The following is a 26,407-nucleotide window of genomic DNA, read 5'->3' on the forward strand; positions in this document are numbered from 1 at the left end:
CGCCGTGCGAGTCGTCGTGGCCGGTTCGTCCGGACTCATCGGAACAGCCCTGGTCGCCCACCTGAGGGGCGCGGGGCACGAGGTGCTGCGCCTGGTGCGGCGCACCCCCGCCGCCCCCGACGAGCGCGGCTGGGACCCACCGGCCGGCACCCTGCAGGACGGCACCCTCGACGGTGTCGACGCGGTCGTGAACCTCAACGGCGCCGGCATTGCCGACCGGCCGTGGACCGGCGCCCGCAAGCAGCTGATCCGCGACTCGCGCAACGTCCCCACCGAGGTCCTCGCCGAGGCCGTGGCCCGGCACGGGTCCCGGTGCTGGTCAGCGGCTCGGCCGTCGGCTACTACGGCGACACCGGCCAGGTCGTCGTCGACGAGTCCGCGCCGTCGGGCTCGGGGTTCCTCGCCGACGTCTGCCGCGACTGGGAGGCCGCCACCGCCCCCGCCGGGGACGCCGGCGCCCGGGTGGTGCTCGTCCGCACCGGTCTGGTCCTGTCCCCGTCCGGTGGGCTGCTCGCGATGCTGCGCCCGCTGTTCAAGGGCTTCCTCGGCGGGCGGATCGGCAAGGGCACCCAGTACATGCCCTGGGTCTCGCTCGACGACCAGGTCGCCGCGATCCGGTTCGCCGTCGAGACCGAGTCGCTGTCCGGCCCGGCGAACGTGACCGGCCCGGTACCGGTCACCAACGCCGAGTTCACCAAGGAGATGGCCGCCGCCGTCGGGCGTCCCGCGCCGTTCCCGGTCCCCGGCCCGGTCATCTCCACCGTGCTCGGCGAGATGGGCCGCGAGATGCTGCTCGGCGGTCAGCGGGCGGTGCCGGCGGCACTGCTCGACGCCGGGTTCCAGTTCCGCCACCACACCATCGGCGACGCGCTCTCGGCCGCGGTCGGGTCATGACCCCGTCCGGGGTCGACGTCCTGGTGGTCGGGGCGGGCCTCGCCGGCCTGCGCGCGGCCACCGTCCTGCACCGGCGCGGGCTGACCGTGCGCGTGCTGGAGGCCGCCGACCGGGTCGGCGGCCGGATGGCGACCGACGTCGTCGACGGGTTCCGCTGCGACCGCGGGTTCCAGGTGCTGAACAGCTCCTACCCCGCGCTGCACGCCGCACTCGCCCCGCACGGGCTCGACACCCTGGGCGCGCGGGCGTTCGAGCCCGGGACCGCCATCCGGGCCGGCGACGGCGAGCTGCACCGCTTCGTCAACCCGCTGCGCCGGCCCGCGTCCGCCCCGGCCACCGCGCTGGACGACCTGTTCGGCCCGATCGACAAGGCCAAGCTCGTCGCGTGGACGGCGAAGGTGCTGGCCTCGCCGCCGTCGCGGACCGCGACGCTCGTCGGCTCCTCCGCCGCCCAGGACCTCGACGCCGCGGGCCTCGGCGGCGCGATCACCGACCGGTTCCTGCGCCCTTCCTGTCCGGGGTGCTCGCCGAGACGGCGCTGGAGACCTCGACCGCGTTCGTGCGGCTGGTGTGGCGCAGCTTCGCCCTGGGCACGATCGTCGTCCCCGACGACGGCATGGAGGCACTCCCCCGGCGCCTCGCCACGGCCCTGCCCGAGGGCACGGTGACGCTCGGGACCCGGGTGCACGCCGTCCGCGGCGGACCCGCGCCCGAGCTGGACACCGGCGGCGGCACCCTGTCGGCGCGCGCGGTCGTCGTCGCGGCGGACCCGCGGACTGCCGCCGCGCTGCTGCCCGGGGTCGCCGAGCCGCGGATGAACGCGCTGACCACGTTCTTCCACGTCCCGCCGCAGGCCCCGACGGCCGCTGCGCTGCTGCACCTGGACGGCACCGGCGGGCCGGTCGTCAACACGATGGTGCTGACCGCGGCCGCGCCGGGCTACTCCGCCGACGGGCGCCCGCTGGTGGCGTCGTCGATCGTCGGGACCCCGGGATCCACCGGGCTCGACGAGCCCGCGGTGCGTCGCGAGCTGGCCCGGATCTGGGGGGTCGGCACCGACGACTGGCTGCACCTGCACACCGCCCAGGTCGACGAGGCGCTGCCGCTGTTCGAGGCGGGGCGCCCGGTCCGCCGCGACGTCGACCTCGGGGAGAACCTGTTCGTCGCGGGCGACCACCGCGACACACCGTCCACCCAGGGGGCGCTGGTGAGCGGTCGCCGGGCCGCGCAGGCCGTCCTCGCCCGGCTGGGTGCGGCGTAGGCTCGCCGCCATGGCCGCTCCGCACCTGTCCTGCCGCGCCCGCACCGACGACGTCCGGGTCGACCGGCTCGGACGGGTTGAGTACCAGGCGGCGTGGGACACCCAGAAGGCGCACGCGCAGGCCCGCAAGAACGGCGGGCCGGACGTGCTGATGCTGCTGGAGCACCCGCCCGTCTACACCGCGGGCCGGCGCACCCGGCCGGAGGACCGGCCCACCGACGGCACCCCGGTCGTCGACGTCGACCGGGCGGACGCATCACCTGGCACGGGCCGGGGCAGCTCGTCGGCTACCCGATCGTCGCCCTCGGCGAGCCGATGGACGTCGTGGACTACGTCCGCCGCCTGGAGGAGGCCCTCATCCGGGTCTGCCACGACCTCGGCGTCACCGACGCGGGCCGCGTCGAGGGACGGTCCGGTGTGTGGCTGCCCGCGCAGGGCTTCACCCCCGAGCGCAAGGTCGCCGCGATCGGCGTCCGGATCGCCGGCGGGGTCCCCAGCACGGCTTCGCGATCAACTGCGACGCCGACCTGGGCGACTTCGGCAGGATCGTGCCGTGCGGGATCGCCGACGCCGGTGTGACCACGCTGAGCGCGGAGCTGGACCGTGCGGTGACCGTCGACGAGGTCGCCGGCCCGGCGGCCGCCGCCGTGCTGGACGCGCTCGACGGGCGGCTGCCGGTGACCGAGCACCCGGTCGTCCGCCAGGTCGACCTGATGTCCGGCCTGGGCTGACCCCGGCCCCGGTGCCTCAGGTCAGCTGCGGCATCACCGTCGCGGCGAAGTCCTCGATGTGGGCGAGGTCGGACAGGTCGAGGATCTGCAGGTAGAACCGGGTCGTCCCGGTGACCTCCGACCACCGGCCGAGCTGGTCCACGACCTGGCCGGGGGTGCCGGCCAGGCAGTTCTCCCGGACCTCGGCGGAGTCGCGGCCGACCGAGGCGGCACGGCGCTCGACCTCGGCGTCGTCCTTGCCCAGGCACAGCATCTGCGCGGTCGACCAGGTCAGCGTGCCCGGGTCGCGCCCGGCCGCGGTGCAGGCCTCGCGGACCCGCCCGAACTGGTCGGCGACGGCCTCGGGCTGCTGGAACGGCACGTTGAACTCGGTGGCGAACCGGGCGGCCAGCGCCGGGGTCTTCTTCTTCCCCATCCCGCCGACGATCACCGGCGGCGCGTCCTGCACCGGGCGCGGCAGCGCCGGGGAGTCGGTGATCGTGTAGTGCTGCCCCTGGTGGGTGAAGCGCTCGCCGAGCGGGGTCGCCCACAGCCCGGTGAGGATCTCCAGCTGCTCGGTGAGGATCTCGAAGCGCTCGGCCAGCGGCGGGAACGGGATGCCCAGTGCCCGGTGCTCGGCCTCGAACCAGCCCGAGCCGAGCCCGACCTCGACGCGACCGCCGGACATCTCGTCGGCCTGGGCGACGGCGACGGCGAGTGGGCCGGGCAGCCGGAACGTCGCGCTTGTCACCAGGGTGCCGAGCCGGATGCGCTCGGTCTCGCGGCCGAGCGCGGCGAGGGTCACCCAGGCGTCGGTCGGGCCGGGCAGGCCGCTGCCGTCACCCATCGCAAGGAAGTGGTCGGAGCGGAAGAACGCGTCGTACCCGGCGTCCTGCGTGGTGCGCGCGACCCGCAGGAGGTCGGTGTAGCGGGCGCCCTGCTGGGGCTCGGTGAAGATCCGGAAGTCCACGGACGCCGACGCTAGCGGCCCCGCCCGGCGCCCGCCCGGCCGCCGTCATATCGCTGTCGGGGTCTGCCGCTACGGTGCCGCCGTGCAGTCCTTCCCCGACCTGAGCGGCCGTACCGTCGTCGTCACCGGCACGACCTCCGGCCTCGGCCGCGCGCTGGCGGCGCGCTTCGTCCGCGCCGGGGCGCGGGTGCTGATGACCGCCCGCGACGACGCGCGGGGCCGGGCCGCGGCCCGCGAGGTGGGCGGCGAGCTGGTGCTGCTCGACCTGGCCGACCTCGCCTCGGTGCGGGCCGCGGCGGCCCGGATCCGCGAGCGCACCGGGGACCGGTTGGACGTGCTCGTGAACAATGCGGGCGTCGCGGTGGGGCCGCGCAGTGAGACCGCGGACGGGTTCGAGCTCCAGATCGGCACCAACCATCTGGGCCCGGCCGCGCTGACCTGGCTGCTGATGCCCGCGCTGTGCGGCGCCGGGGACCCGGAGCGCCCGTCGCGGGTGGTGTCGACCTCCAGCATCGGGCACCGCAGCGCCCGTCTCGACCTCGACGACCTGCACTGGCGGCGGCGCCGGTACTCCCCGGTGTTCGCCTACGGCGCCTCGAAGCTGGCGAACCTGCTGTTCGCGGCCGAGCTGGACCGGCGGCTGCGGCTGTCCGGGCAGCCGGTGCTGTCGGTGGCGGCCCACCCGGGGATGACGGCGTCGCAGCTGCTGGCGAACTCCTACCGGCGTGCGGGCGGCGGCGGCCTGCGGGCCCAGGTGCTGCTCGCCGCCGAACGGCTGGTCGTGCAGCCGGTGGAGGACGGCATCGCCGCGCAGTGGGCCGCCGCGACCGGGCCGGTGCACGGTGGGGACTACCTGGGCCCGTCCGGTCCCCTGGAGGCGCACTGACCGGCCGGTCCGGCCCGCCGGTCCGCTGCCGCGCAGGACCCGGTGCTCGCCGCCCGGTTGTGGCAGGTCACGGCCGCCGCGACCGGCGTCACACCCGACCCCGGGCGTAGGCTGGGCGCGTGACCATCGCACCCGAAGGCCGCAAGCTCCTCCGCCTCGAGGGCCGCAACAGCGAGACCCCGATCGAGCGCAAGCCGTCCTGGATCCGCACCCGCGCCAAGACCGGTCCGCAGTACACCGAGCTGAAGGGTCTCGTCCGCTCGGGCGGCCTGCACACGGTGTGCGAGGAGGCCGGTTGCCCCAACATCTACGAATGCTGGGAGGACCGGGAGGCGACGTTCCTCATCGGCGGGGAGCAGTGCACCCGTCGCTGCGACTTCTGCCAGATCGACACCGGCAAGCCGGCCGACCTGGACACCGACGAGCCACGCCGGGTGGCGGAGTCGGTGCAGCAGATGGGGCTGCGCTACTCCACCGTCACCGGTGTCGCCCGCGACGACCTGGACGACGGCGGCTCCTGGCTCTACGCCGAGACCGTCCGCAAGATCCACGAGCTGAACCCGGGTACCGGCGTCGAGCTGCTGGCCCCCGACTTCAACTCGATCGACGACCAGCTCGTCCCGGTCTTCGAGTCCCGCCCCGAGGTGTTCGCGCACAACCTCGAGACCGTCCCGCGGATCTTCAAGCGGATCCGTCCGGCGTTCCGGTACGACCGGTCGCTGGAGGTCATCGGCAAGGCGCGCGCGTTCGGTCTGGTCACCAAGTCGAACCTGATCCTGGGCATGGGCGAGACCCCCGAGGAGGTCACCTCGGCGCTGCAGGACCTGCACGACGCGGGCTGCGAGATCATCACGATCACCCAGTACCTGCGCCCGACCAAGCGCCACCACCCGGTGGAGCGCTGGGTCAAGCCCGAGGAGTTCGTGGAGCACTCGAAGGCCGCCGAGGAGATCGGCTTTGCCGGTGTCATGGCCGGTCCGCTGGTCCGCTCGTCCTACCGGGCCGGCAGGCTCTACGCGCAGACCGTGGCCCACCGCGGCGAGGAGCTCTCCCCCGCTCTGGCGCACCTGGCCGACTCCGGCCCGGCCGCGCAGGAGGCCAGCTCCCTGCTGGCACGCAGCTGACACCTGCTCGCACCGTCGATCACCGGTCGGACGTAGGCTGGTCACATGCCCGGCAAGCCCCGTAAGCCCTCGCCCGACGAGAAGAAGGCGCTCAAGGCCCAGAAGAAGGCCGCGTCGAAGCAACGCCGCCAGCAGATCTGGCAGGCGTTCCAGATGCAGCGCAAGGAGGACTCCAAGCTCCTCCCGATCATGATCGGCGTGTTCGTCGGGTCGATCGTGGTCGTCACGCTCATCGGCTGGCTGCTGGGCCTGGTCTGGTTCTTCGTGCCCTTCGGCATCCTGATCGGCGCGCTGGCGGCGTTCAGCATCTTCGGCCGCCGCGTCCAGCGCTCGATCTACGTGAAGGCCGACGGGCAACCGGGTGCCGCGGGCTGGGCGCTGGACAACATGCGCGGGCAGTGGCGGATCACCCAGGGCGTCGCGGGCACCACCCACCTCGACGCGGTGCACCGGGTCATCGGGCGGCCCGGGATCATCTTCGTCGCCGAAGGGGCCCCGCACCGGGTGAAGACCCTGCTCGCGCAGGAGAAGAAGCGCACCGCGCGGGTCGCCGGCACCACCCCGATCTACGACGTGATCGTGGGCAACGAGGAGGGTCAGGTCCCGCTCAAGGGGCTGCAGCGCCACCTCATGAAGCTGCCCCGCAACATCTCCGCCGCCGAGATGGACTCCCTGGAGGGCAAGCTCAACGCCCTCGGCAGCCGCGCCGCGGCGATGCCCAAGGGGCCGATGCCCCAGGGCGCGAAGATGCGCAGCATCCAGCGCACCGTCCGCCGCCGCTGACCCTCCCGCTGCTGACCCGGCCGCCGGTCCCACCGCCGGCCGGGCCGCTCCGCGCCCGGCCGCGCGGCCCGCAGCGGCGACGGCCGTCGGCTCAGTCGGCCGTCTCGCCGGACGCCGGCTCGCCGCGCAGGTCCGCGAGGACGCAGTCGGCGCAGGTGCTGCCGCCGGGCACCCGGTAGTACAGACAGCAGGACCGGCGCCGGAACGTCCAGGCGTGGTCCGGGGCCACCGGAGCCCGCCGCTCCCCGGTACCGGTCAGCCGCGGGTGCTCCAGCAGGTCCGTGGCGACGGCCGCGACGGCGTCCGCAGCGTCGGGGCGCTGGATGTCGAGCACCCGCTTGGCTCCCGCGACCGACGACGCGACGTTGCCCCACAGCACCGTCGCGGACACCCCGAAGCGCTCGCCGGCGATCTCCACCAGCGGGGTGAGCACCTCGTCGACGAGCGGGGCCAGCGCGTCGACCCCGGGGACCCGGCGGCGGACCATCCGCGGCGGGTCCAGCGCGACGACGTCGCCCAGCGGCGTGGCGGACCACCACAGCGTCTGCGGCCGCAGGTCGACCAGCACGCCGTACAGGGCCAGCGCCGCGACCGGCCCGGACAGCAGCTTCGCCGCGAGCCCCTGCACCGCGATCGACGCGGCGATCCGCCGGCCCAGCGGCGGCTCGGCCCCGAGTGCGATCCGGGTTCGTTCGACCCGGTCGAGCAGCGCGTCCGGGGCCAGGACGGCGGCGAACGGGCGGACCGACCGCCCTGCCGCCCGCTCCTCGGTGACGTCGAGGAGCTCGAAGAACGGTCCGACCGCCGCCAACCCGGCCAGCACCTCGCTCACCTGCGGGGCGGTGGCCGGGCCCGCGAGGTCGGTGTGGTCGGTGCTGTGGGTCGGGCCGGTCACCGTGGCAGCCTCGCATCCCGGATCGTCCCGGGCGAGCCGTTCGCGAGGGTCCCGGCGAGCGGCCCGACCCACAGCACCGCCCCCGCCGCGGCGACGACCGCGACCGCCTGCGCCGCCGTCGACGACGTGACCAGCGCGGCGAGCACCGTCAGCCAGAGGAGGCCCCGGGCGGTCACCCGTCCCGTCAGCGTCGCCGACGGCGGCAGGTGCGTCACGGCCGGACACCGGCCGGTCCGGGCAGCGGCAGCCCGGTCACGATCCGGGCCGCCGCCGCGCCCGCGTGGCGCCCGTGCGGCCGGTCCCCCGAGCCCGACCCGCCCGGACCGCCCGACCCGGCCGGGCCGGGTGCGGGTTCGGTGAAGGCGGGCCGGTCGGTGGGCAGCTTCGTGTGGTGCACGACCACCGAGCCGTCGGCGTCGATCCCCACGCCGACGTCGAGCCGGGACCGCTGCGCCGCCCGGTGGGCCAGTGCGACGAGCCCGTCGGGACCGCCGGCCGCGGCGGGGTCCGGCCAGGTCGTGACCGGGACGCCCTCCTCCTCGGCGCCGGCGAGGACCTCGCGCAGCACCGGGGCCGGGGTGTCCGGGTGGTGACCGACGACGACCGACGGCGGCTCCGGGGCCGAGGCCGGGCCCGGCCGGCTCATGCCGCGGGCTCCCCGCTGCCGACCAGTGCGCTCGCGTGCGCGTCGACCAGCCCGGACGCGACGGCGTTGCGCGGCCCCTCGGTGCCGTGCACGTTGCCGGTCCCGCACACCACGCCCTGTCCGGCGAGGGCGTCGGCGACCATCTGCGGGATCTCGAAGTCCAGCGCGGACCCGCCGAGCAGCACGACGAAGTCGAGCATGCGCAGCGAACCGCCCGGCGCGACCTGGCGCAGCGCCCGCAGGGCGTTCACCACGAAGACCCGGCGCTTGGCCTCGCGGCGCACCCGCACGACGTGGTCGATGGAGTGCCGGGTCCTGATCGGGACCGGCCCGTCCGGGGTCATGACGACCACCCGGGCGAACACGTGCGAGGGCAGCGGCTCGGTGAAGAACTCGACCGAGCCGTCCTCGTGGCGGAGGTGGAAGAAGCTCTCGACCTTCGCCAGCGGGTACCACTTGACCTGCTCGGCGGTCTCCCGGTCCTCGAGCGCCAGCTCCGAGTCGATCAGCTTGGTGACCAGCTCGCCCGCGCCGGCCACGTGCACCGCGGTGCACGTGCCGTCCCGCAGGAGCAGCGCCGCGTCGGTGGAACCGCCGCCCATGTCGAGGATGGCGATCGGGGTGTCGGTGCCCGGGGTGGTGAGCGCCCCGCGGACCGCCATCTCGCCCTCGATGCCGCCGATCCGGGCCGTGCAGCCGAGGCTCTCGGCGACCCGGTCGGCGACGACCTGCATCCGGCTGCGGCTGGTGCGCACCATCGCGGCGAGCGCGACCGCGTTCTCCAGCGACACCTCGCCGGCCAGACCGCCCCGCACCTCCCGCGGGACGAACGTGTCGATCGCCAGCACGTCGCGGATCCGGATCTCCGCGGCCGGCTGCCCGGTCACGTCGGTCATCGTGTCCCGGACCTGCGCGAGCATCCCGCCGACGTGCGTGCCGGGCTGCCCGGTCGCGTCGTCGAGGGGCTGCACCCTGGCCAGCGTGTCCATGATCGCCTCGGCACCGGCGTCGACGTCGATCCGCAGGGTCTTCCCGGCCCCGGTCAGGACCAGCTCGCCGACCGGGACGCGCCGGTCGGTGACGTCACCCGCCGGGGTCCGGACGACGACCGCCGACCGGTTGCCGGTCAGCGCCCGCGCGACCGGGGAGACCTGACGGGTCTGGTCGGGGTCGAGCCCGAAGACCGTGGCCAGGCCGTAGGAGTCCGACAGGGTCCGGATGGTGCGGCCCGGCAGGGCGACCTCCACCGCCGCGACCATGCCCAGCGGCACCCGCTCGACCGCGCCGACCTCGTCGACGATTGGGATCGCGACCGGGACCCGGTTCGCGACGAGCACCGCGTCGTCCTGGGCCAGGACCGCCGCGACCAGCTCGCACCCGCGCTCGTGCGCCGCGGTGAGAACCTGCGCGACCCGGTCGAAGTCCCACCCCCGCCCGACGACGACGATCACCGGCCCGTCCGGGAGGGGGCCGTCGCCGGTGAGGTCGTCGATCGACACCGTGGTCCCGACCCCGAGGCCGCTACCCCCGGGCGTCGACGGGTTGTGCCCGATCATCGTGGACTCGGTGATGATCGTCTCGGTGATGGTCTCCATCGCGAGACCGCTGATCACCGGGGTCGCCTCGTTGAGCAGCACCTCGTCGAGGTCGGCCACGGCCCGCCGGGCCCCCTCCAGCGCCCGGCGGACCGCGGTCACCGCACCGGCGGTGTTGTCCGGGGTCCTCTTGACCCCGGTGGTGCGGGTCAGGGCGGTCCCGAGGTGGTCGACCCGGCCGTGCGCGTCGATCGAGGCCACGCAGGCCTCGGTCGTCGAGTTGCCGATGTCCACGCCCACGACCAGCCGCGAGCCGTCCGTCCCGTGCACCGTGTCTCCTTCAGCCCGCGTCGACCGATGCACCGAGGGTGACCTCGACCGGACGCACCCCGTGGCGGATCTGCTCGAACTCCTTGAGGTGCAGCAGCGCCGCCTTGGCCTGCCAGCGGGGGCGGGCCATCTGGTCGTTGCGGGTCGGCACCGGCTGCGGCGACTCCCCCTTGGCGTACTGGGCGGCGTTGGAGCCGATGCCGCGGAACACCTCGGCGTCGAGCAGCGGCGACTGCGGGAACAGCTCCAGGTTCGACAGCCGGGCGAGGTCCTTCTGGTGGATCATCGTGGTGCCCCGCGACAGCAGGCCCACGCAGATCCCGGAGCCGGACAGCTTCGCGCCGGTGTGGGCGATGGCCGCCAGGTCGGCGGTGTCCCACACCCGGATCAGCCGGGAGGTGACGCCCTGCTCCTCGATGCCCGCCATGAGCTGGCGCAGCACCTCGGCGTGCGGGACGTTCACGATGGTGCGGGTGAAGAACCCGGCGAACGCCGGGGACACCGCGATGACGACCTCGTCGGGGCGGGTGCCGCGCTCGGCGAGCCCGACCTCGGTCAACGACAGCGGGGTCGGGGCGGGGTTGTCGGTCGCGATGCTCACGAGACCTCCTCCTCGGGGTTCTCGGCACTGGTGACGTGACGCAGCTTCTTGAGGGCGTTCCACCGCTCACCGGTCAGGCGGTAGCCGGTGCCCGGGCCGGCGTAGTCGTTGGCGTCGTTGATCGCGGCCTGCGGGACGAAGTTCTCGTCGAGGATCGCCGAGGTCTGGAGCAGGTCGCCCGACACCCGCTGGCGCAGGACCTGCAGCAGGTTCTCCGCGACGTCGTGGAAGCCGGTGCGCTCCAGGATCCTGACCAGGTCGAGTCCGGTGATGCCGCGGTCCATGACCGACTGGGCGCCCTTGAGGTCCTCCAGGACCTCGCGCAGCGGGTAGTCGGCGCTGGAGTTGGCGTAGGTGGCCGCCTCGACCTCCTCGTCGGTGATCCGCGGCAGGTCCAGCTCGGCGAACACGGCCTGCATCGCGCGGGCGGCCTTCTCCCGCACGGCGAGGATCTCCGGCTCCCGAACGTGGCGCAGGCCGCCGTCGATCTGCAGGTCGCGCTGGATGGTGTTCCAGTCGTCGTAGTCCTCGACGTCGAGGTTCGACCCGGCGAACATGTTGTCCGAGTTCGGGACGCCGGAGAAGCCGGAGCACACCAGGTCCTGGCCGGACAGCAGCTGCGGCATGAGCCGGCTGGTGCGGCGCATCGCCGAGTGCGAGAACGACTGGTCGTTGCCGGCCGCGCACTCCAGGTCGACCATGTTGCAGACCAGGTTCTCCGCGGCGACGGCGCGGATGCCGCCCGGGACCGCGCCCGGTACGCCGATGCAGCTGATCGAGCCGTTCTGCAGGCCCTGCACGCCGGCGCCCTTGGCCATCAGGATGCAGCGGATCTCGAGGAACAGCATGGAGCGGCCCTCGGCGTTGCCCATCTGGACCTCCGACCCGGTGCCCGAGGTGAAGCGCATCTTGATGCCGCGGGAGGCGTAGGCGCTGGCGAGGAACGACTTCGACCACGGGGTGTCGTCGCCGTCGACGAACACGGACTCGGTGCCGTAGACCGAGATCGTCTCGGCGTAGCCGGTGATGCCGCGCATGCCCAGGTCGAGCTCGGTGGCCTCCTCCAGCGCGCACTGGGTGATGACGCCGCCGCGCCCGGACTGGGCGCCGATCTGCAGGCCGATGGCGACGAGCGGGGCGTAGCGCAGGACCCCGAGGGTGGTCTCCATCTCGGCGAAGCCGCGCAGCGCGGCCTCGGCGGCGTCGGCCGCGACCTGGATGGGGTTGTCCCGGGCGCTGGTGGAGTGCGCCTGGTTGGCGGGGCTGCGGCGGGCCCGCATCTTCTGCATCGACATCATGATCTCGACGATGTTGAGCAGCTTGACGACGTCGAGGAGCTTGGCCGGGGTGAGGCCGCGGGTGATGTCGAGGAGCTCGGCCCGGGTCACACCCGGGTCGACGAGCATCCGGGCGATGTCGGTCGAGGGGATCGCGGTGGCGCGCTCGGCGACCTCGACGTCGATCGCGTGGTCGGCGATGAAGGTGTCCATGAAGTCGAACGCGGCGCGCTCGCGACCGTCCATCTCGACGATGACGCCGTTCTCGACCCGCACGCTCGGCGCGGGGTCGAAGTCGCTCTCCATCGCGACGAGACCCTTCTCGGGCCACTCCTCGACGAACCCGTCGAGGTTGACCGGCCGGGACTCGAGCATGTCGGTGCGCTTCGAGGTCCTGGCCCCGGTCGCCGGGGTGGCCGCCTCGGGCAGGGTGCTGGTCATCGGTCAGTCTCCTTCGCGGGCGAGCAGGTCGCGGGCCGCGTAGACCTGCGCGGCCTCGCGGACGAGCGCGGCGCAGGTGGTGGCGGCGTAGTCGTTCTCCAGCCGGTCGGCGATCTCCGCGAGCCGGGCGGCCGACGACGCGCGGGGCCGCAGCGCGTTGTAGATCGCGAGGACCTCCTCGTCGGGGACGGTGGTCAGCTCCGCGGCGCGCCGCATGTTCTCGGCGAGCTGGCGGCGGCCGACGGCGTCGGAGATCTCGCCCTGCAGCGTCAGCGTCTCCGCCGAGATGCGGAGGTCCTCGTTGCGGATCTCCCCGGACACGACGGCGGCCATGGTGACCTCCGAGAGCGGCCGACCGGTCGGGGTGCGCAGCAGGTCGGGCCGCTGCACGGACAGCGGGTAGTCGGCGGGGCCGAGGGTGGTGCTCATCGGGTCTCCTCCAGGCGGGACGCCACGGCCGGCTCGGCCGGGACCTCCGGGTGCGGGATGCGGCCGACCGGCACGTCGCCGGGCGGCGGCCTCCAGCTCGGCGGGGGCGAGGAAGCGCTCGACCAGCAGGACGAACGCGCCGCCCCCGATCAGGCCGCCGAGCAGCGGGGCGACGATCGGCAGCCACCAGTACGGGACGCCGGTGCTCGTGACGAACGCGGTGTCGTAGCCGGTGACGAACGAGGCCAGACGCGGACCCAGGTCACGGGCCGGGTTGATGGCGTAGCCGGCGTTGGCACCGAAGGCGATGCCGATGCCGACGACCAGGAAGCCGATCATGAACGGGGCCATGTTGGCGCCGGGCGGGTTGTTGAGCGCGTTGGTCAGCGCGAAGATCACGAACACCAGCAGGGCGGTGCCGACGATCTGGTCACCGAACGCGGCGAGGATCGAGACGTGCTCACCGGGCAGGGTCGAGAAGATGGTCTGGGTGGCGACGGTGTGGCCGGGGTCGACCGCCGCGATGGGGCCGGCGTAGACGGCACGCACGACCAGCGCGGCGAGGAACGCGCCCGCGGTCTGGGCCAGCCAGTAGGGCGCGACCTTGCGCCAGGCGAAGCCCTTGAACACCGCCAGTGCCAGGGTGACGGCCGGGTTGAGGTGGGCGCCGCTCACCCGGCCGGCGACGTAGACGCCCATGGTGACCGCGACGCCCCAGCCCCACACCAGCGTCGACCAGTCGCCCGCGGCGCCGTCGGAGGTGACGACCTGGGCGACGGTGCCGCAGCCGATGAGGATCAGGACGAACGTCCCGGCGAACTCGGCTGCGAGCTCGCCGGCGTCCCCCCGGCTCACGCCAGTGCCGCGACGGCGGCCTCGGCCACCGTCACGTCCTGCTCCACCGAGCCCGCGCTGACCCCGACCGCGCCGACCAGCTCGCCGTCGCGGTGGACCGGGATGCCGCCGCCGAAGGCGACCATCCCGCCCGCGGTGTGCTCCAGGCCGTAGAGCTCGGCGCCCGGCTGCACCAGCGGCGTCAGCGCGGCGGTCGGCAGGTCCATCAGGATCGAGGTGCGCGCCTTGCGCTGGGCGATGTCGATGCTCGCGCGGATCGCGCCGTCCTGGCGGGCGAAGGCCAGCAGATGACCGCCGTCGTCGACGACCGCGACGTTCATCGGCTGGCCGATCTCGGTCGCCTTCGCCAGTCCGGCGGCCAGCGCCTTCTCGGCGTCCTGGAGGGTCAGTCGTGCCATCCGGGCCTCACTCCTCGTCGAGTCGGGCGACCCGGTCCGTACCGGGTACGTCGACGACGCTAGGAGCGCGGGGACCCGCGAGGTATGAGGACTCTCCCTACCTCACCCCCACCCCCACACCCTCCGGGGAGGGCCGTCCGGCCCAGCCGTCCGGCACGGACGCCTCGATCGTGCGGGGTGACCGTGTGGGGTACCGGAACGCCCTCGCCCAGGGGATCCGCGGCGGGTGGCCGGGCGTGCTCGGGGAGCCGGGGATGCTCAGGTGGCCGCGCCGAAGCGGGCGAGCATGGTCCGGTTGCGGGCGCCGGTCTTGCGCAGCACCGCGCCGACGTGCTTCTCCACCGTCTTGACCGAGATGGCCAGCCGGGTGGCGATCTGCTTGTCCGCCAGGCCCTGCTCGACGAGCGCGCGGACCTCCCGTTCGCGCAGGGTCAGCAGGTGCTGGCCGCGGGCCGGCTGCAGGCCCGTGGGGGGCGCCGCGAGCGGGCCGGCCGCGTACGGGGTGGGTGGGTCGGGCCAGCAGGCCCGCACCCGCGTCCCCCAGCCCGGGACGCTGTCGATCTCCAGCCGGCCACCCGCGGCGCGCACGGTGGACTCGACCCGGTCCAGCCCGGACCGGGGCGCGGTGACGGGGTCGAAGCCGCGGCCGTCGTCGTCGACGAGCAGGCGGACCTCGCCCGCCTCGAACGCCAGCCCCACCCGCACCGTGCCCGCGCCGGAGTGGAGCACCGCGTTGTCGAGCAGCAGCCGCGCGACCTCGCGCACCCCGGTCGCGACGACCGGGTCCGGCACCCGCTCGGTGCCCAGGGTGACGACGCCGCCCCGGGCCCCGAGCGCGCGCAGGGCACGGTCCAGCTCGGCCCGCAGCTCGGGGAGCAGCCGGTGCCCGGCGTCCGCGGTCGCAGCGACCGGGGCCTCGGTGAGCAGCCGTGCCGCCATCACCGCGACGGCGGCCTGTGCGGCGAATCCCTCGACCGCGGCGACGTCGCTGGCGGAGAAGGATCCACCCCCACCGAAAGCACAGGCCCCGAGCAGTTCGTCGTCCCACCAGAGGGGGGTGCCGAGCACGTCCGACCTGCCGGGGCCGTCCCCCTCCATCAGGAGGGTGCGCGGTTCCCGGACCAGCCGGGCCAACACGTCGTCGACCGGGGGCAGGGGCTCGCGGTGGACCACCGGCGCCCGGTCACCGAGCAGCGTCACGGCCCCGCCACCTCCGCCGAGGCGCTGGGTGGTGCGCCGGACGAGGTCGTCGAGGAGCGGCGTCACACCCCGGTCCTGCACCGCACCGTGAGCGAGGATCACCCGGTCCTCCCGGTATCCATCTTGCATCTATGCCGTGTCCTTGGGGATGAACGGTAGGGACGTCGACCGGGGCGGGCAAGCCTCTCGGATCCGGGGCGGGCGCGGTCAGGCATGATTCGGACGTGGACGACGGGTCACGGGCGGGCGGGACCGCCGCCGAACGGGCGTACCGGTTCACCAAGGCCGGCATCCTCGACGGGACCCTGCCCGCGGGCGAGCTGATCAGCGAGGGCCAGGTCGCGCGGCCGCTGCAGCTGAGCCGGACCCCGGTCCGCGAGGCGTTCCTGCAGCTGCAGGCCGAGGGGCTGCTGAAGCTCTTCCCGAAGCGCGGCGCGCTGGTCGTGCCGGTCTCCCCCGGCGAGGTGGACGCCGTGGTCGAGGCCCGGGACGTGATCGAGTCGCACGCGATCGCCACCGTCGTCGGAGTCGACGACGAGACCCTCGCCCACATCGCCGCCGCGATGGACGCCGCGTTCGAGGACCAGCTCGCCGCCGTCGCCTCCCGCGACGAGCTCGCCTTCGTCGAGGCCGACCGGGCGTTCCACACCGTGCTGGTGCGGGCCGGGTGCCGCAGCATCCTGCTGGAGGTCTACGGCTCGCTGCGCGACCGGCAGCTGCGGATGAACATGGGCGCCCTCGGTGGCGCTTCCCCGGCCGCGCCGAGCGCCTGGTCTCGGAGCACCGGCAGCTGCTCGCCGGGCTGCGCGCCCGCGACACCGAGGCGGCGGTGGCCGTGCTGCGGGTGCACCTGGCCGGCACCCGGGCGTCGGTGCTGGGCACTCCCCCGGTGAGCGTGTGACCCGGCGGGCTCAGCCCCACAGCACCCGCACGACGACCGTCCGGCTGGCGCGGTCGTGCCAGCCGCGGCCGTCGGCGTCGCGCAGGAACGGCGGCAGCACCACCGCGATCATCGCGGTGCGCAGCAGCGCCCGCGGCACGCCGACGTGGGTCGCCATGTCGGTGCGCGCGACGCGCATGCCGAGTGCGAGGTGCCCCGGCGCGGTGCCGAGCACCGACACGGTCAGCGCGGTAATCACGAACCAGGTCCCGAGGACCCACCAGCCGAACTCCGGGGAGCCGAGCGCGTCGACCCCGGCGACCAGCAGCACGAGCAGGTAGGCCAGGAACCAGTCGAGGACGACGCCGGCGATCCGGCGCCCGAACCCGGCGACCGAGTAGTGGCCGGTCGCGGGCAGCCCGAAGCGCTCGCCGGGGTGTCCGGCAGAGGCGGAACCTCCTGCGGATGAACCGGGGAGCCAGGACTCGATCCAACGGGCCATGCTCTCTAGCGTAGGCGGCGTAACCGCAGCACCGAGCGGGACCGGACCGGACACCGATGACGAACGTGATCGATCTCGCGGTCGGGTCAGTTAACGTCGGTGAAACAGATGAGTGATGGGTGAGCAACACGCCGCTCCTACCGTCACCCACGATCTCCACCAGCGAATGAAGGAGCCCGAGAGAGTGTTCAGCAACGCCGAAGAGGTACTCAAGTACATCTCGGACGAGAAGGTCGAGTACGTCGACATCAGGTTCTGCGACCTGCCCGGCGTCATGCAGCACCTCACCGTCCCCGCCAAGACGGCCGGCGACCTCCTGGAGAACGGCGCCGCCTTCGACGGCTCCTCCGTCCGCGGTTTCCAGGCGATCAACGAGTCCGACATGGCGCTGTTCCCGGACACCACCACCGCGCGCGTCGACCCGTTCCGCAAGCACAAGACGCTGAACATCAACTTCTTCGTCCACGACCCGATCACCGGTGAGCCGTACTCCCGGGACCCGCGGAACGTGGCCCGCAAGGCGCAGGAGTACCTGGCCGCGTCCGGCATCGCCGACACCGCCTACATGGCGCCCGAGGCGGAGTTCTACGTCTTCGACTCGATCCGGTTCGGCACCGACCCGCACCAGGCCTACCACCACATCGACTCCGCGGAGGGCTGGTGGAACACCGGCCGCGAGGAGGTCGGGGGCAACCTGGGCTACAAGGTCAACTACAAGGGCGGCTACTTCCCCGTCCCGCCGGTCGACCACTACGCCGACCTGCGCGCCGACATCGTCACCGCGATGCAGGCGTCGGGCTTCGAGGTGGAGCGCGAGCACCACGAGGTCGGCACCGCCGGCCAGGCCGAGATCAACTATAAGTTCGACACGCTGCTGCGTGCGGCCGACGACGTCATGCTCTTCAAGTACCTGGTGAAGAACGTGGCGTGGCAGAACGGCAAGACCGCCACCTTCATGCCGAAGCCGCTGTTCGGCGACAACGGCTCGGGCATGCACGTGCACTCGTCGCTGTGGAAGGACGGCCAGCCGCTGTTCCACGACGAGTCCGGCTACGGCGGCCTGTCCGACACCGCCCGCTACTACATCGGCGGCCTGCTGCACCACGCGCCGTCGCTGCTGGCGTTCACCAACCCGACGGTGAACTCCTACCACCGCCTGGTCCCGGGCTTCGAGGCGCCGGTCAACCTGGTCTACTCCGCGCGCAACCGCTCGGCCTGCATCCGGATCCCGCTGACCGGTGACAGCCCGAAGGCCAAGCGCGTCGAGTTCCGCTGCCCCGACTCGTCGGGCAACCCGTACCTGGCGTTCTCGGCGATCCTGATGGCCGGTCTCGACGGCATCAAGAACAAGATCGAGCCGCCGGCGCCGATCGACAAGGACCTCTATGAGCTCCCGCCCGAGGAGGCCAAGGACATCGCGCAGGTCCCGTCCTCGCTGGGTGCGGTCATCGACAAGCTCGAGGCCGACCACGACTACCTGCTCGAGGGCGGCGTGTTCACCCCGGACCTGATCGAGACCTGGATCTCCTACAAGCGGGAGAACGAGATCGACCCGCTGCGGCTGCGCCCGCACCCGTACGAGTTCGCCCTGTACTACGACGTGTGACCGACCATGGCGCCCGACCTGGTGACACAGGGTCGGGCGCCATGATCAGGCCCTCACCAGGCCCGTCCAACGTCCACACGACCGGCCCGTTCTCCCCTGGCTGCTCCGGGGTGGACGGGCCGTCGTCGTGCCCGGCCGCCAGGACGGTGGCCACCGACGACGTGTTCGTCGGCGGGGACACCTAGACGGTCGACCCGATCGCCTCGATGACGGATTCGACGGCGGGCGTGGCGGCACCAGGTAGCCGAGCCACGAGCACCCGACGAACCTCGGGCGCAGCACCCTGGACATCCACGGTGATCACACCCGCAGGTATGACGGACGACAGTCCCTCCGGGATCGTGGTGACCCCGAAACCACCCGCGACCAGTTGCAACTTGGTCGACCAGTCGTGGGCGCGGTGGACGATGCGTGCCCGCCCGGGCAGCCCCGGCCAGACACCGAGCAGCGGCTCGGCACTCGAGGACGGGGTGACGATCCACGACGCGTCGAGCAGCTCGTCGACATGCACCGAGGTTCGCCCCGCGAACGCGCCGGTGGCCGGAACCGCCAGGCGGAGCTCGATGTCCTGGACCGCGGTGACGTGCAGGCGAGGCGACTCACCGTCCGGCGGACGGTAGGGCGGGCGCGCCGTGAGCACGGCGACGTCCAGCGACCCGGCACGCAGTGCCCGCGCCAGACCGGGTGTGGTGCCGTCGCGTGTGTGGACCCGGATCCCGGGCGCCGTCTCGGCCAGACGCCTCAACAGGGCGGGCAGCATCATCAGCCCGGCGCTCGGAACCAACCCGAGCCTGACCAGCTCGGTCGGCGGAGCCTCGCCGGTCAGGTCGCGTTCTGCCTCGTCCACCGAATCCAGGATCGCCCGTGCGTGGCGCAGCAGCGTCATCCCGGCCCGGGTGAGCCGCACCCCGTCGGTGCGCCGCTCGAACAGCGTGGCGCCGACGCTGCGCTCGATCGCCGCCGCCTGACGTGAGACCGCGGACTGGGTGTAGCCCAGCTGAGCTGCGGCGGCGGTGAAGCTGCCCGACTCGGCGATCCGACACAGCACCCGCAGCCCCACGCTCGACAAGTCCATGCTGACTACGCATACCAGATGTGCTCGATCGTCGCTTCCTGCATGCCCTGCGTCGCCCTAACGTGTCCGACGAGAGAGAGGACATTCCATGCGCGCAGCGACACTGACCGCTTTCGGCTCCCCGTTCGTCGTCCACGACGTCCCTGATCCACAAGCCGGCGACGGCGAGGTCCTGGTGCAGGTGCTGGCGACCTGTGTGCTCCCGTACGCCTCCGAGGTCTTCGACGGAACGCGGCGCTACCCCCTCGAACCACCCGTCGTACCGGGACTCGGCGGAATCGGCCGCCTGGTCGAGGTGGGACCCGACGCGACCAGGCTGCGGGCGGGAGATCTCGTCTGGTGTGACCCGACGGTCCGCGCACGCGACGACGCCCTGACACCGGACATCATGCTGCAGGGGTGGAGCTCTCGTGGCGACGGCGGCGCGCGACTGGCCCGGCATCTGCACGACGGCCCGTTCGCCGAGCTCATGCGCGTCCCCACCGAGAACGTGCATCTCCTGCCCGGCACGGCCACGGACGACCCCGCCCGTTGGTCCGCACTGGGCATCCATCTCATCCCCTACGGCGGCCTCCTGGCCGGCGGACTGTCAGCCGGGGAGACGGTGCTGGTCAGCGGGGCCACCGGCAACCTCGGCAGCAGCGCGGTCGCCGTCGCACTGGCGATGGGCGCCGGTCACGTGGTCGCACCGGGCCGAAATCGGGCTGCGCTCGACCTGCTCGCCGAACGGTTCGGCGGGCGGGTCAGCCCGGTCGAGCTCAGCGGGGACGAGACCGCCGACCGCGCGACGATGGTCCTGGCGGCGGACCGACCGATCGACATGGTTCTCGACCTCCTGCCGCCCCAGGCACCCAGCTCGACCGCACGTGCGGCGGCCATGACCGTTCGTGAACACGGGCGAGTCGTGCTGATGGGGGGCGTCGGCATGCTCGGCGGAGCGGACTTCGCGCTCCCCTACCCCTGGATCATGCGAAACTCGGTCACCGTGCGGGGCCAATGGATGTATCCGCGCACCGCGAACGTCGGCCTGATCCGGCTCGTCGCGACCGGGGCCCTCGAACTCACCCACGAACGCGTCACACGCTTCGGGCTCGACCGGGTCGACGACGCCGACGCCCACGCGGCCGCACACGGTGGCCCCTTCGACCGCACCGTCCTCGTCCCGTCGATGTGAGGACTGCTGCTCCGGATATGCGAGCCCGGGCCGTTCGTGCGGGGAGGGGACTGGTCACCTACCGGTCGCGGTTCCCCGTGCTGCGCTGACGTGACGTGTGACGTCTCCCGACGACATGTGGAGTTGAGCCGCTGGGGCTCTTCCCGGATCAGGGCGCAGTGCTCGCGCTCACGGCGCTGCGGTGGGCCAGGACTTCGTCCATGTGGTCCTGGGCCCACAGTCGCAGACCACGAGTCAGGTCGAGCAGTGAGCCCCCGAGTTCGGTCAGTGCGTACTCGACGGTGACGGGAACGGTCGGGGTCACCGTGCGGGTGACCAGACCGTCGGCTTCGAGGCTGCGGAGGGTCTGGGTGAGCATCTTCTGACTGACCCCGGCCAGCAGGCGGGCGAGTTCCGAGTAGCGCATCGTGCGCGAGCGCGGGCCGTCGCCGCCATCCGCCTCATCCCCGAGGGCGCAGAGGACGAGCACGACCCACTTGTTGGAGAGCCTGTCGAGCAGCTGCCGGCTGGGACACGTAGCAAAGAAGGCGTTGTACTCCGCTTTCGCCTGCGCCCGCTGCGCTGCCTTCGTCGTCGCCATGGCGTCCAACCTTGCCTTGTCGGTGAGTTACGCACTCGTAAGTGCCTACTTCCTGTTGGGAAGTTGCGCACTGATACTGGACGACGGTGGCACGAGACGCCACCCCCAACCGAAGACGAGAGGCACTCCATGGCTCACCCTTCCCTTCCCGGCGGTACATGGGACCTGGGCGGGACGCCCATCACCCGCTTCGGATACGGCGCCATGCAACTGGCCGGCCCCTGGGTGATGGGGCCACCGGCCGATCACGATGGCGGGGTGGCGGTGCTCCGCACCGCTGTGGCGGCAGGTATCACCCACATCGACACCAGCGGCGCCTACGGACCGCGCTTCACGAACGAGCTGATCGCTGAGGCCCTGCATCCCTATCCTGAGTCGCTGCTCATCGCCACCAAGGTCGGTGCGAGACGTGACGAACAGGGCGGTTGGCCGACTGCGCGACGCCCCGACGACCTGCGCCGACAGGTCCAGGAGAACCTGGAGTCCCTCAAGGTCGACGTCCTCGACCTGGTCAACATGCGCATGGGCGATGCCAACGGCCCCCAGCCGGGATCGATCGCGGAGGCGTTCGGCACACTGCTCGAGCTCCAGGAGGAGGGCCTGATCCGACACCTCGGGGTCAGCAATGTCACCACCGAGCAGGTCGCGGAGGCGCGCAGCATCGGCGAGATCGTGTGCGTGCAGAACATGTACAACCTGGCCCACCGGCACGACGACCAACTGATCGACCAGCTCGCCGCGGACGACATCGCCTACGTGCCGTTCTTCCCACTCGGAGGCTTCACCCCACTGCAGTCCCAGGCACTGTCCACTGTCGCCTCCCGACTGGACTCGACCCCGATGTCGGTCGCTCTGGCGTGGCTGCTGCAGCGCTCGCCCAACGTGCTGCTCATCCCCGGGACCTCCTCGGTCGCGCACCTGCGGGAGAACATCGCCGGAGCCAACCTCTCGCTGTCGGAGCGGGACCTCGCCGAGCTGGACAGCATCGGCCGCTGAGCAGGGCATCGCTCGAGCCGGACGAGGAGTGTTCGGTTCAGCCCGGGGCCCGATCACTCCTACGACGTGTGCTCCGCACCTGAACCAGGTCACGCCGAGGCCCAGCCCCGTGAGGGAGCCGGGCCTCGGTGCGTGCGGCCCGGTGTGCGACCGGTCGGCGGGCCGCCTCGTCGGAGGCGTTCGAGACGTCAGAGACGTTCGACGCGGTCGGCCTGCGGACCCCGGTCGCTCTGGCGCACCGCGTACCGGACCCGGTCGCCCTTCTGCAGCGCCTCAGCGTCCCGGATCACGGACACGTGGACGAACAGGTCGTCCCCGCCGGCGTCCGGGGAGATGAACCCGAAGCCACGCTCCTCGTCGTAGCGCACGACGACGCCCTCGCCGCCCCGTGCCGGAACGTCCCGCGACGCCGGTCCGGCGGCGGGAGCGGGCCGGCGCGGCGTCGTGGGCTCGCCGCTGCGGACCAGGTGCACGTCACGGGCCTGGGGGCCCTTCTCCGCCTGGGCCACCTCGAAGGCGATGCGGTCGCCCTCCGCGAGCCAGGTCAGTCCCTCGGCCAGTGCCCTGGCGTGGACGAAGACGTCCTCGTCGCCGGAGTCGGGGGTGACGAAGCCGAAGCCCTTGCCCTCGTCGTACCAGGTCACCGTCCCGTCGGCGCCGTCGTCGCCGTCCGCCCCGCCGTTCGCGGCGGGCAGGCCCGCCCCCTCCCCCAGCGGAATCACGTGCCCGGCCTGTGGGCCGCGCTCACCCTCGACGATCAGGAAGGCCACCCGCTGGCCCTCGGCGACCACGCCGCCGGTCACGATGGCGGAGCTGTGCACGAAGATGTCGGCGCCGCCGCCGTCCGGCGTCGCGAAGCCGTAGCCCTTGGCCGGCTCGTACCAGCTGACGGTGCCGAGCAGGCCCACGGCGCTGCCGGCGGCCGCGTCGGCGGTGACCCGGACGCGCAGCGCCTGGGGGCCGCGGTCGTTCTCGCCGAGCTCGAACTCCACGGCCTGGCCCTCGCGGAGCACGGGTGCGCCGCCGACCCCGACGATCTCCGAGGCGTGCACGAACACGTCCGGCGAACCGTCCTCGGGGGCGAGGAAGCCGAAACCCCGTTCGGCGTCGAACCAGCGGACGGTCCCGTGCGGCATGAAGAGCTCCAGATCGGAAGGTCGGATACCGGCCCAGTCTCCCCGACGGCCCTCGCGGTGCGACGGGCCGGGCCCACGAAGAGGCGGGACGAGTCAGCCTCCGACACGCAGGTGCTGAGATGTCGCACTGGCCGGCGCCTGCCCATGGGAACCAGCGCGCTGCTCGGCCTCACGATGACACCAAGCGCCCCTCCGGCCGCCTGGTGCGCAGTGGCGGCGGACGAGTCGGCCACGCATCGGAGGACGCCTGTACAACAAGCTCCGGGCGGACACTGAACGCACCGCGGCAGATTCGACTACCGAGCATCACTCTGAGGTCACCAGGAACTGCAGAAGGAGCTGGGTTCACCCCAACGGTGGCCTGAAGCCGACCCGGCCGCTCGATCCCGAACAGGAACTCCGGGAACACGTGCAGGGACCCTCTCAGCACACAATAGGTCCACCGAAAGATGTGCTGGTCTCATCCGCGTCAGCGACACGAGGCATCTTGTAGGACGCCTGCTCGCCTGGATTCTGCATGAAGCACTGGCTGCCAGGTGCAAAACGCACATCGACACGGGCCCGGCGGCAATCACCAACGGCCTTGCCGTCATGGCTGGTCGACGACACCGCCAGTGCGGCCGGTAGCAGCTTCGGCTGTCGTGGCACCGATCGCACGCCCCGAGTGATCAAGCGGATACAGCTCAGCGCCGCCCGATCCGGAGATCGGGCGGCGCTGGAGGCGTGGTGCAGAGCTAGATCAGCGACCGACCTTCTTGCGACCCGTGATGGCGTTGTAGATGACCAGAACGATGATCGCACCGATCACCGAGCCGAAGATGCCCCCGATCGAGAAGCTCATGAACTGGCCAGCGCCACCGCTGGAGATGAGCGACCAGAGCAGCCCACCGACGAGCGAGCCGACGATACCGAGGACGATCGTGGGGAGGATGCCCATCTTGTCGTTGCCGGGGACGATGGCGCGAGCCAGGAAACCGGCGATCAGACCGACGACGATGGCGATGAGAATGGTCCAGAGCATGGTGTGTCTCCTCTGTGCGGCGTGTGGAACGAGCAGCGGTCTGGCGTACCGGACCAAGCTGACACCGAGTGACCCGTAGAGCTCGCGGCGAAACGTCCCCAATGGTCACCGTTCGGACGCGATCAGAGGACGAGAGGACCTCAGTCAGCTCCGACTGCTCCGAACGGCACCGTGGAGACGCCCGGTGCCGCCGGTGTACACCCGTCGCCACCACGCAGTTCCCGATGTCGTGTAGGACGTCGACGACGCTAACCACCGACGGTCACGGGAACATCGCGGAACACCCCTGCCCCACCATCAGGTGCCGGAGTTCCCACGGTCGGGGTCCTCCCCGATGTGCACGCGTCACGCGACCGGCACGACCGGGCCGGCGACACCCGCTCGTGGTCAGGGCCGCTCGGAGCATCCCAAACGCGGAATCGGTGCAGCGCTCCTCTCACCGACCGCGTCCGCGGACTCGTTGACAGGAGCGGAACTCGGATGCTTGACTCAGACCTACCGTGTTCCAGGTCACACGGAGTGCGGGCCACACCGGCCCACCCACTCGTTCGATGACATCGACCGGGTGTCCAAGGAACGGCACGGCCACGCGCACACCGCAGCCTCGCTCCGTGCCCTCCGGGGCGACCACGCACGTGCACGATCCTTCCTCGGCGGCAGGATCGTGTCCCCTCCGCGTCCCCGGGTTGACCTCGTCGCCCGGGGGCGCGGCACATTGAGGGACTCGTGGGAACAGCCCGCGGGGACTACTCGGCGCCGGTGACCGCGACCAGGCCGGCGGCCTCGATCCCCGCGACGGCGGCCGCCTCGTCGTTCAGCGAGGCGTCACCGGTCACGCCGACGGCACCCAGCAGCGTGCCATCGGCGTCCTTGACGAAGACCCCGCCGGGCACGGAGAGAATCTTGCCGCCGGCGAGGTTCGCCACCGAGGTGAAGAACTCCGGGGAGTCCGCGGCGCGCGCGGCGATCGCGCGGTTGGTCATGCCGAGGGCGAGCACCCCGCTGGCCTTGCCGACGGCGAGGTCGGGACGCAGGAAGCCCGAACCGTCCTGGCGGGCCAGCGCGACGATCGCGCCGCCCGGGTCGAGCACGGCGACCGTGAGCGGGTTGAAGCCCTGCTCGGTGCCGTGGGCCAGGGCAGCGGCGGTGATGGTCTGGGCCTGCTCGAGGGAGATGGTCATGCCGGGAACCCTGCCATCACCCCCGGGCGACGGTCAGCGCCGGGTGAGGCCGACCAGCGGGATCCTGCGGTCGGTCCGGCGCTCGTAGTCGGCGAAGGCCGCCGTTGTTCTCCTTGATCCACGTCCAGACGCGGTCGCGGTCGGCGTCGTCGAGCTCGGCCGCGTGCACCTGGACGGTCTCGACCACACCGTGACCGTCGGAGATCTCGGCGATCACGTCGGGGTGGCGAGCAGGGTTGTGGAACCAGGCGGGGTGCTTCGGGAGCGCCCGCCGCGGAGGCGACGACGACCCAGCGGTCGCCGTCGGCGAACCAGCGCAGCGGCGCGATGCGCTCGGTGCCGCTCTTCGCGCCGATGTGGTGGAGCAGGATCATCGGGAGCCCGGTGAACGGCTCCCCGACCCCGGCCGTCGTTCTCGCGGAACTCGCGGATCACCCTGGTGTTGAAGTCCTCTGCCATGACCCCATGCTGTCAGGCCGGCGCCCCGCCGGGGGCGAACACGACCCAGCACGCGGCGAGCGTGGCGGCGACCGCGAGGAGGACGAACAGTGCCGCCCACGCCCCGCCGCCGAGCGGGGTGAGCTCGGCGAGGCGGTCTGCGTCGGAGTGCCGCAGCCTGCCCCCGCGACGACCCCGGCGCAGCTCCAGGCAGGCCTTCACCCCACCGAACAGCAGGAACCCAGGTCAGCGCGGCGGCGAACCCGGTGCGCAGGTCGGCCGGGGCGCGCAGCGCGACGAGCACGAGCACCGCCCCGGTGGCGACGACGGCCAGCCCGCCGTAGAGGTTGCGGATCTGCAGCAGCGTCGCCGCGAGCAGCACCACGGCGATCCACAGCATCGCCTGCGCGGCGTCGGCGGCGACCAGGACCGCGCCGCCGAGGCCGAGCAGCGGAGGGAAGACGTACCCGGCGAAGAACATCGCGACCACGCCGGGCCCACGCCCGGCGCCGGTGGAGTGCGTGACCCCGGAGGAGTCGGCGTGCAGCCGGATCCCGGCCAGACCCCGCCCGACCAGCACCGG

At 72.7% G+C, this 26,407-nt stretch carries 26 protein-coding genes and 7 pseudogenes; 13 read left to right on the forward strand and 20 right to left on the reverse strand.

The annotated features are described in order from the left end of the window. Positions 1-4: 4 nt before the first annotated feature. The 4 genes and pseudogenes from KPL57_RS14830 (at position 5) to lipB (ending at position 2,886) form a co-directional block, all read left to right on the forward strand. Positions 5-894: pseudogene (locus KPL57_RS14830) on the forward strand (TIGR01777 family oxidoreductase). Then, positions 891-1,172: pseudogene (locus KPL57_RS72155) on the forward strand (FAD-dependent oxidoreductase); the annotation flags it as partial. The pseudogenes KPL57_RS14830 and KPL57_RS72155, both read left to right, overlap by 4 nt. 242 nt (positions 1,173-1,414) lie before the next feature. Further along, positions 1,415-2,155, forward strand: a complete 741-nt coding sequence (locus tag KPL57_RS14840; RefSeq protein ID WP_374203717.1) for an FAD-dependent oxidoreductase — start codon at positions 1,415-1,417, stop codon at positions 2,153-2,155. 10 nt (positions 2,156-2,165) lie between these two features. Then, positions 2,166-2,886 (forward strand): annotated as a pseudogene (gene lipB, locus KPL57_RS14845) (lipoyl(octanoyl) transferase LipB). Between the two features lie 16 nt (positions 2,887-2,902). On the opposite strand, the gene KPL57_RS14850 reads toward lipB, so the two are convergent. Further along, positions 2,903-3,835 (reverse strand): LLM class F420-dependent oxidoreductase, encoded by a 933-nt coding sequence (locus KPL57_RS14850; protein ID WP_226352072.1) that lies wholly within the window; start codon positions 3,833-3,835, stop codon positions 2,903-2,905. An 82-nt stretch (positions 3,836-3,917) separates the two neighbouring features. On the opposite strand from KPL57_RS14850, the pseudogene KPL57_RS14855 reads away from it, so the two are divergent. From KPL57_RS14855 to KPL57_RS14865, 3 genes and pseudogenes are all read left to right on the forward strand, one after another. Continuing rightward, positions 3,918-4,844: pseudogene (locus KPL57_RS14855) on the forward strand (SDR family NAD(P)-dependent oxidoreductase). Further along, the gene (lipA, locus tag KPL57_RS14860; RefSeq protein WP_226352073.1) at positions 4,841-5,845 is read left to right on the forward strand and encodes a lipoyl synthase; all 1,005 of its coding nucleotides are present in this window, start codon (positions 4,841-4,843) and stop codon (positions 5,843-5,845) included. The pseudogene KPL57_RS14855 and the gene lipA overlap by 4 nt, the downstream one beginning before the upstream one ends. A 45-nt stretch (positions 5,846-5,890) precedes the next feature. Then, positions 5,891-6,628, forward strand: a complete 738-nt coding sequence (locus KPL57_RS14865) for a DUF4191 domain-containing protein (protein WP_020623524.1) — start codon at positions 5,891-5,893, stop codon at positions 6,626-6,628. A gap of 91 nt (positions 6,629-6,719) precedes the next feature. Here KPL57_RS14865 and KPL57_RS14870 read toward each other — a convergent pair whose 3' ends face one another. The 9 genes from KPL57_RS14870 to KPL57_RS14915 form a co-directional block, all read right to left on the reverse strand. Next, the gene (locus tag KPL57_RS14870; protein WP_226352074.1) at positions 6,720-7,523 is read right to left on the reverse strand and encodes a (2Fe-2S)-binding protein; all 804 of its coding nucleotides are present in this window, start codon (positions 7,521-7,523) and stop codon (positions 6,720-6,722) included. Beyond that, a complete protein-coding gene (locus KPL57_RS14875) occupies positions 7,520-7,738 on the reverse strand; it encodes a hypothetical protein (RefSeq protein ID WP_226352075.1) in 219 nt (72 codons plus the stop codon). Before KPL57_RS14875 ends, KPL57_RS14870 begins: the two co-directional genes overlap by 4 nt. Then, positions 7,735-8,169, reverse strand: coding sequence for a glycerol dehydratase reactivase beta/small subunit family protein (locus tag KPL57_RS14880; protein WP_226352076.1), 435 nt, complete (start codon positions 8,167-8,169; stop codon positions 7,735-7,737). The genes KPL57_RS14875 and KPL57_RS14880 overlap by 4 nt, the downstream gene beginning before the upstream one ends. Continuing rightward, positions 8,166-10,034, reverse strand: a complete 1,869-nt coding sequence (locus tag KPL57_RS14885; protein WP_226352077.1) for a diol dehydratase reactivase subunit alpha — start codon at positions 10,032-10,034, stop codon at positions 8,166-8,168. Before KPL57_RS14885 ends, KPL57_RS14880 begins: the two co-directional genes overlap by 4 nt. Positions 10,035-10,044: 10 nt before the next feature. Beyond that, positions 10,045-10,635 carry a propanediol/glycerol family dehydratase medium subunit gene (locus tag KPL57_RS14890; protein WP_226352078.1) on the reverse strand — a complete coding sequence of 197 codons (591 nt, stop codon included), beginning with the start codon at positions 10,633-10,635 and terminating at the stop codon, positions 10,045-10,047. Further along, positions 10,632-12,353, reverse strand: coding sequence for a propanediol/glycerol family dehydratase large subunit (locus tag KPL57_RS14895; protein ID WP_226352079.1), 1,722 nt, complete (start codon positions 12,351-12,353; stop codon positions 10,632-10,634). The genes KPL57_RS14890 and KPL57_RS14895 overlap by 4 nt, the downstream gene beginning before the upstream one ends. A 3-nt stretch (positions 12,354-12,356) precedes the next feature. After that, entirely contained in the window at positions 12,357-13,637 is a 1,281-nt protein-coding gene (locus KPL57_RS72160) for an MIP family channel protein (protein WP_374203718.1), read from the reverse strand. Next, on the reverse strand, positions 13,634-14,035 hold the full coding sequence (locus KPL57_RS14910) for a heme-binding protein (RefSeq protein ID WP_149666046.1): 402 nt from the start codon (positions 14,033-14,035) through the stop codon (positions 13,634-13,636). Before KPL57_RS14910 ends, KPL57_RS72160 begins: the two co-directional genes overlap by 4 nt. A gap of 258 nt (positions 14,036-14,293) precedes the next feature. Next, complete coding sequence (locus KPL57_RS14915; protein ID WP_226352080.1) at positions 14,294-15,337, reverse strand: LuxR C-terminal-related transcriptional regulator; 1,044 nt, start codon at positions 15,335-15,337, stop codon at positions 14,294-14,296. A 122-nt stretch (positions 15,338-15,459) separates the two neighbouring features. Between KPL57_RS14915 and KPL57_RS14920 the strand changes: the two are divergent. After that, positions 15,460-15,906: pseudogene (locus KPL57_RS14920) on the forward strand (GntR family transcriptional regulator); the annotation flags it as partial. Then, on the forward strand, positions 15,903-16,136 hold the full coding sequence (locus tag KPL57_RS72165) for an FCD domain-containing protein (protein ID WP_374203721.1): 234 nt from the start codon (positions 15,903-15,905) through the stop codon (positions 16,134-16,136). The pseudogene KPL57_RS14920 and the gene KPL57_RS72165, both read left to right, overlap by 4 nt. A 10-nt stretch (positions 16,137-16,146) precedes the next feature. On the opposite strand, the gene KPL57_RS14925 is transcribed toward KPL57_RS72165, so the two are convergent. Beyond that, entirely contained in the window at positions 16,147-16,617 is a 471-nt protein-coding gene (locus tag KPL57_RS14925; protein WP_226352082.1) for an RDD family protein, read from the reverse strand. A gap of 184 nt (positions 16,618-16,801) precedes the next feature. Here KPL57_RS14925 and glnA point away from each other — a divergent pair, with 184 nt between their 5' ends. Then, a complete protein-coding gene (gene glnA, locus KPL57_RS14930; protein ID WP_020626170.1) occupies positions 16,802-18,223 on the forward strand; it encodes a type I glutamate--ammonia ligase in 1,422 nt (473 codons plus the stop codon). Positions 18,224-18,264: 41 nt separating this feature from the next. Further along, on the forward strand, positions 18,265-18,408 hold the full coding sequence (locus KPL57_RS14935) for a hypothetical protein (protein WP_226352083.1): 144 nt from the start codon (positions 18,265-18,267) through the stop codon (positions 18,406-18,408). Here KPL57_RS14935 and KPL57_RS14940 read toward each other — a convergent pair. Then, positions 18,405-19,298: a LysR family transcriptional regulator gene (locus tag KPL57_RS14940; protein WP_226352084.1), complete on the reverse strand. Its 894-nt coding sequence runs from the start codon at positions 19,296-19,298 to the stop codon at positions 18,405-18,407. The two genes, KPL57_RS14935 and KPL57_RS14940, sit on opposite strands and share 4 nt — an antisense overlap. 88 nt (positions 19,299-19,386) lie before the next feature. On the opposite strand from KPL57_RS14940, the gene KPL57_RS14945 reads away from it, so the two are divergent. Then, positions 19,387-20,472 (forward strand): zinc-binding alcohol dehydrogenase family protein, encoded by a 1,086-nt coding sequence (locus tag KPL57_RS14945; protein WP_226352085.1) that lies wholly within the window; start codon positions 19,387-19,389, stop codon positions 20,470-20,472. Between the two features lie 148 nt (positions 20,473-20,620). Here the strand turns inward: KPL57_RS14945 and KPL57_RS14950 are convergent, their stop codons facing one another. Further along, the gene (locus KPL57_RS14950) at positions 20,621-21,052 is read right to left on the reverse strand and encodes a helix-turn-helix domain-containing protein (RefSeq protein ID WP_226352086.1); all 432 of its coding nucleotides are present in this window, start codon (positions 21,050-21,052) and stop codon (positions 20,621-20,623) included. Positions 21,053-21,181: 129 nt separating this feature from the next. On the opposite strand from KPL57_RS14950, the gene KPL57_RS14955 reads away from it, so the two are divergent. Continuing rightward, the gene (locus KPL57_RS14955; RefSeq protein ID WP_226352087.1) at positions 21,182-22,048 is read left to right on the forward strand and encodes an aldo/keto reductase family oxidoreductase; all 867 of its coding nucleotides are present in this window, start codon (positions 21,182-21,184) and stop codon (positions 22,046-22,048) included. Positions 22,049-22,236: 188 nt separating this feature from the next. Here the strand turns inward: KPL57_RS14955 and KPL57_RS14960 are convergent, their stop codons facing one another. The 7 genes and pseudogenes from KPL57_RS14960 to KPL57_RS66525 all read right to left on the reverse strand — a co-directional run. Beyond that, positions 22,237-23,184, reverse strand: coding sequence for a cold-shock protein (locus KPL57_RS14960; protein WP_374203719.1), 948 nt, complete (start codon positions 23,182-23,184; stop codon positions 22,237-22,239). A gap of 739 nt (positions 23,185-23,923) precedes the next feature. After that, complete coding sequence (locus KPL57_RS14975; RefSeq protein WP_020626169.1) at positions 23,924-24,205, reverse strand: GlsB/YeaQ/YmgE family stress response membrane protein; 282 nt, start codon at positions 24,203-24,205, stop codon at positions 23,924-23,926. 746 nt (positions 24,206-24,951) lie between these two features. Continuing rightward, positions 24,952-25,386 carry a heme-binding protein gene (locus KPL57_RS14980; protein WP_020626168.1) on the reverse strand — a complete coding sequence of 145 codons (435 nt, stop codon included), beginning with the start codon at positions 25,384-25,386 and terminating at the stop codon, positions 24,952-24,954. Between the two features lie 16 nt (positions 25,387-25,402). Further along, a complete protein-coding gene (locus KPL57_RS69730) occupies positions 25,403-25,603 on the reverse strand; it encodes a hypothetical protein (protein WP_226352105.1) in 201 nt (66 codons plus the stop codon). Positions 25,604-25,694: 91 nt separating this feature from the next. Further along, positions 25,695-25,760 (reverse strand): annotated as a pseudogene (locus KPL57_RS69735) (nitroreductase family deazaflavin-dependent oxidoreductase); the annotation flags it as partial. A 97-nt stretch (positions 25,761-25,857) separates the two neighbouring features. Then, positions 25,858-26,046 carry a hypothetical protein gene (locus KPL57_RS66520; protein ID WP_308252881.1) on the reverse strand — a complete coding sequence of 63 codons (189 nt, stop codon included), beginning with the start codon at positions 26,044-26,046 and terminating at the stop codon, positions 25,858-25,860. Between the two features lie 76 nt (positions 26,047-26,122). After that, a pseudogene (locus KPL57_RS66525) lies at positions 26,123-26,404 on the reverse strand (M50 family metallopeptidase); the annotation flags it as partial. Positions 26,405-26,407: the final 3 nt, after the last annotated feature.

It is taken from the genome of Pseudonocardia sp. ICBG601, assembly GCF_020496245.1.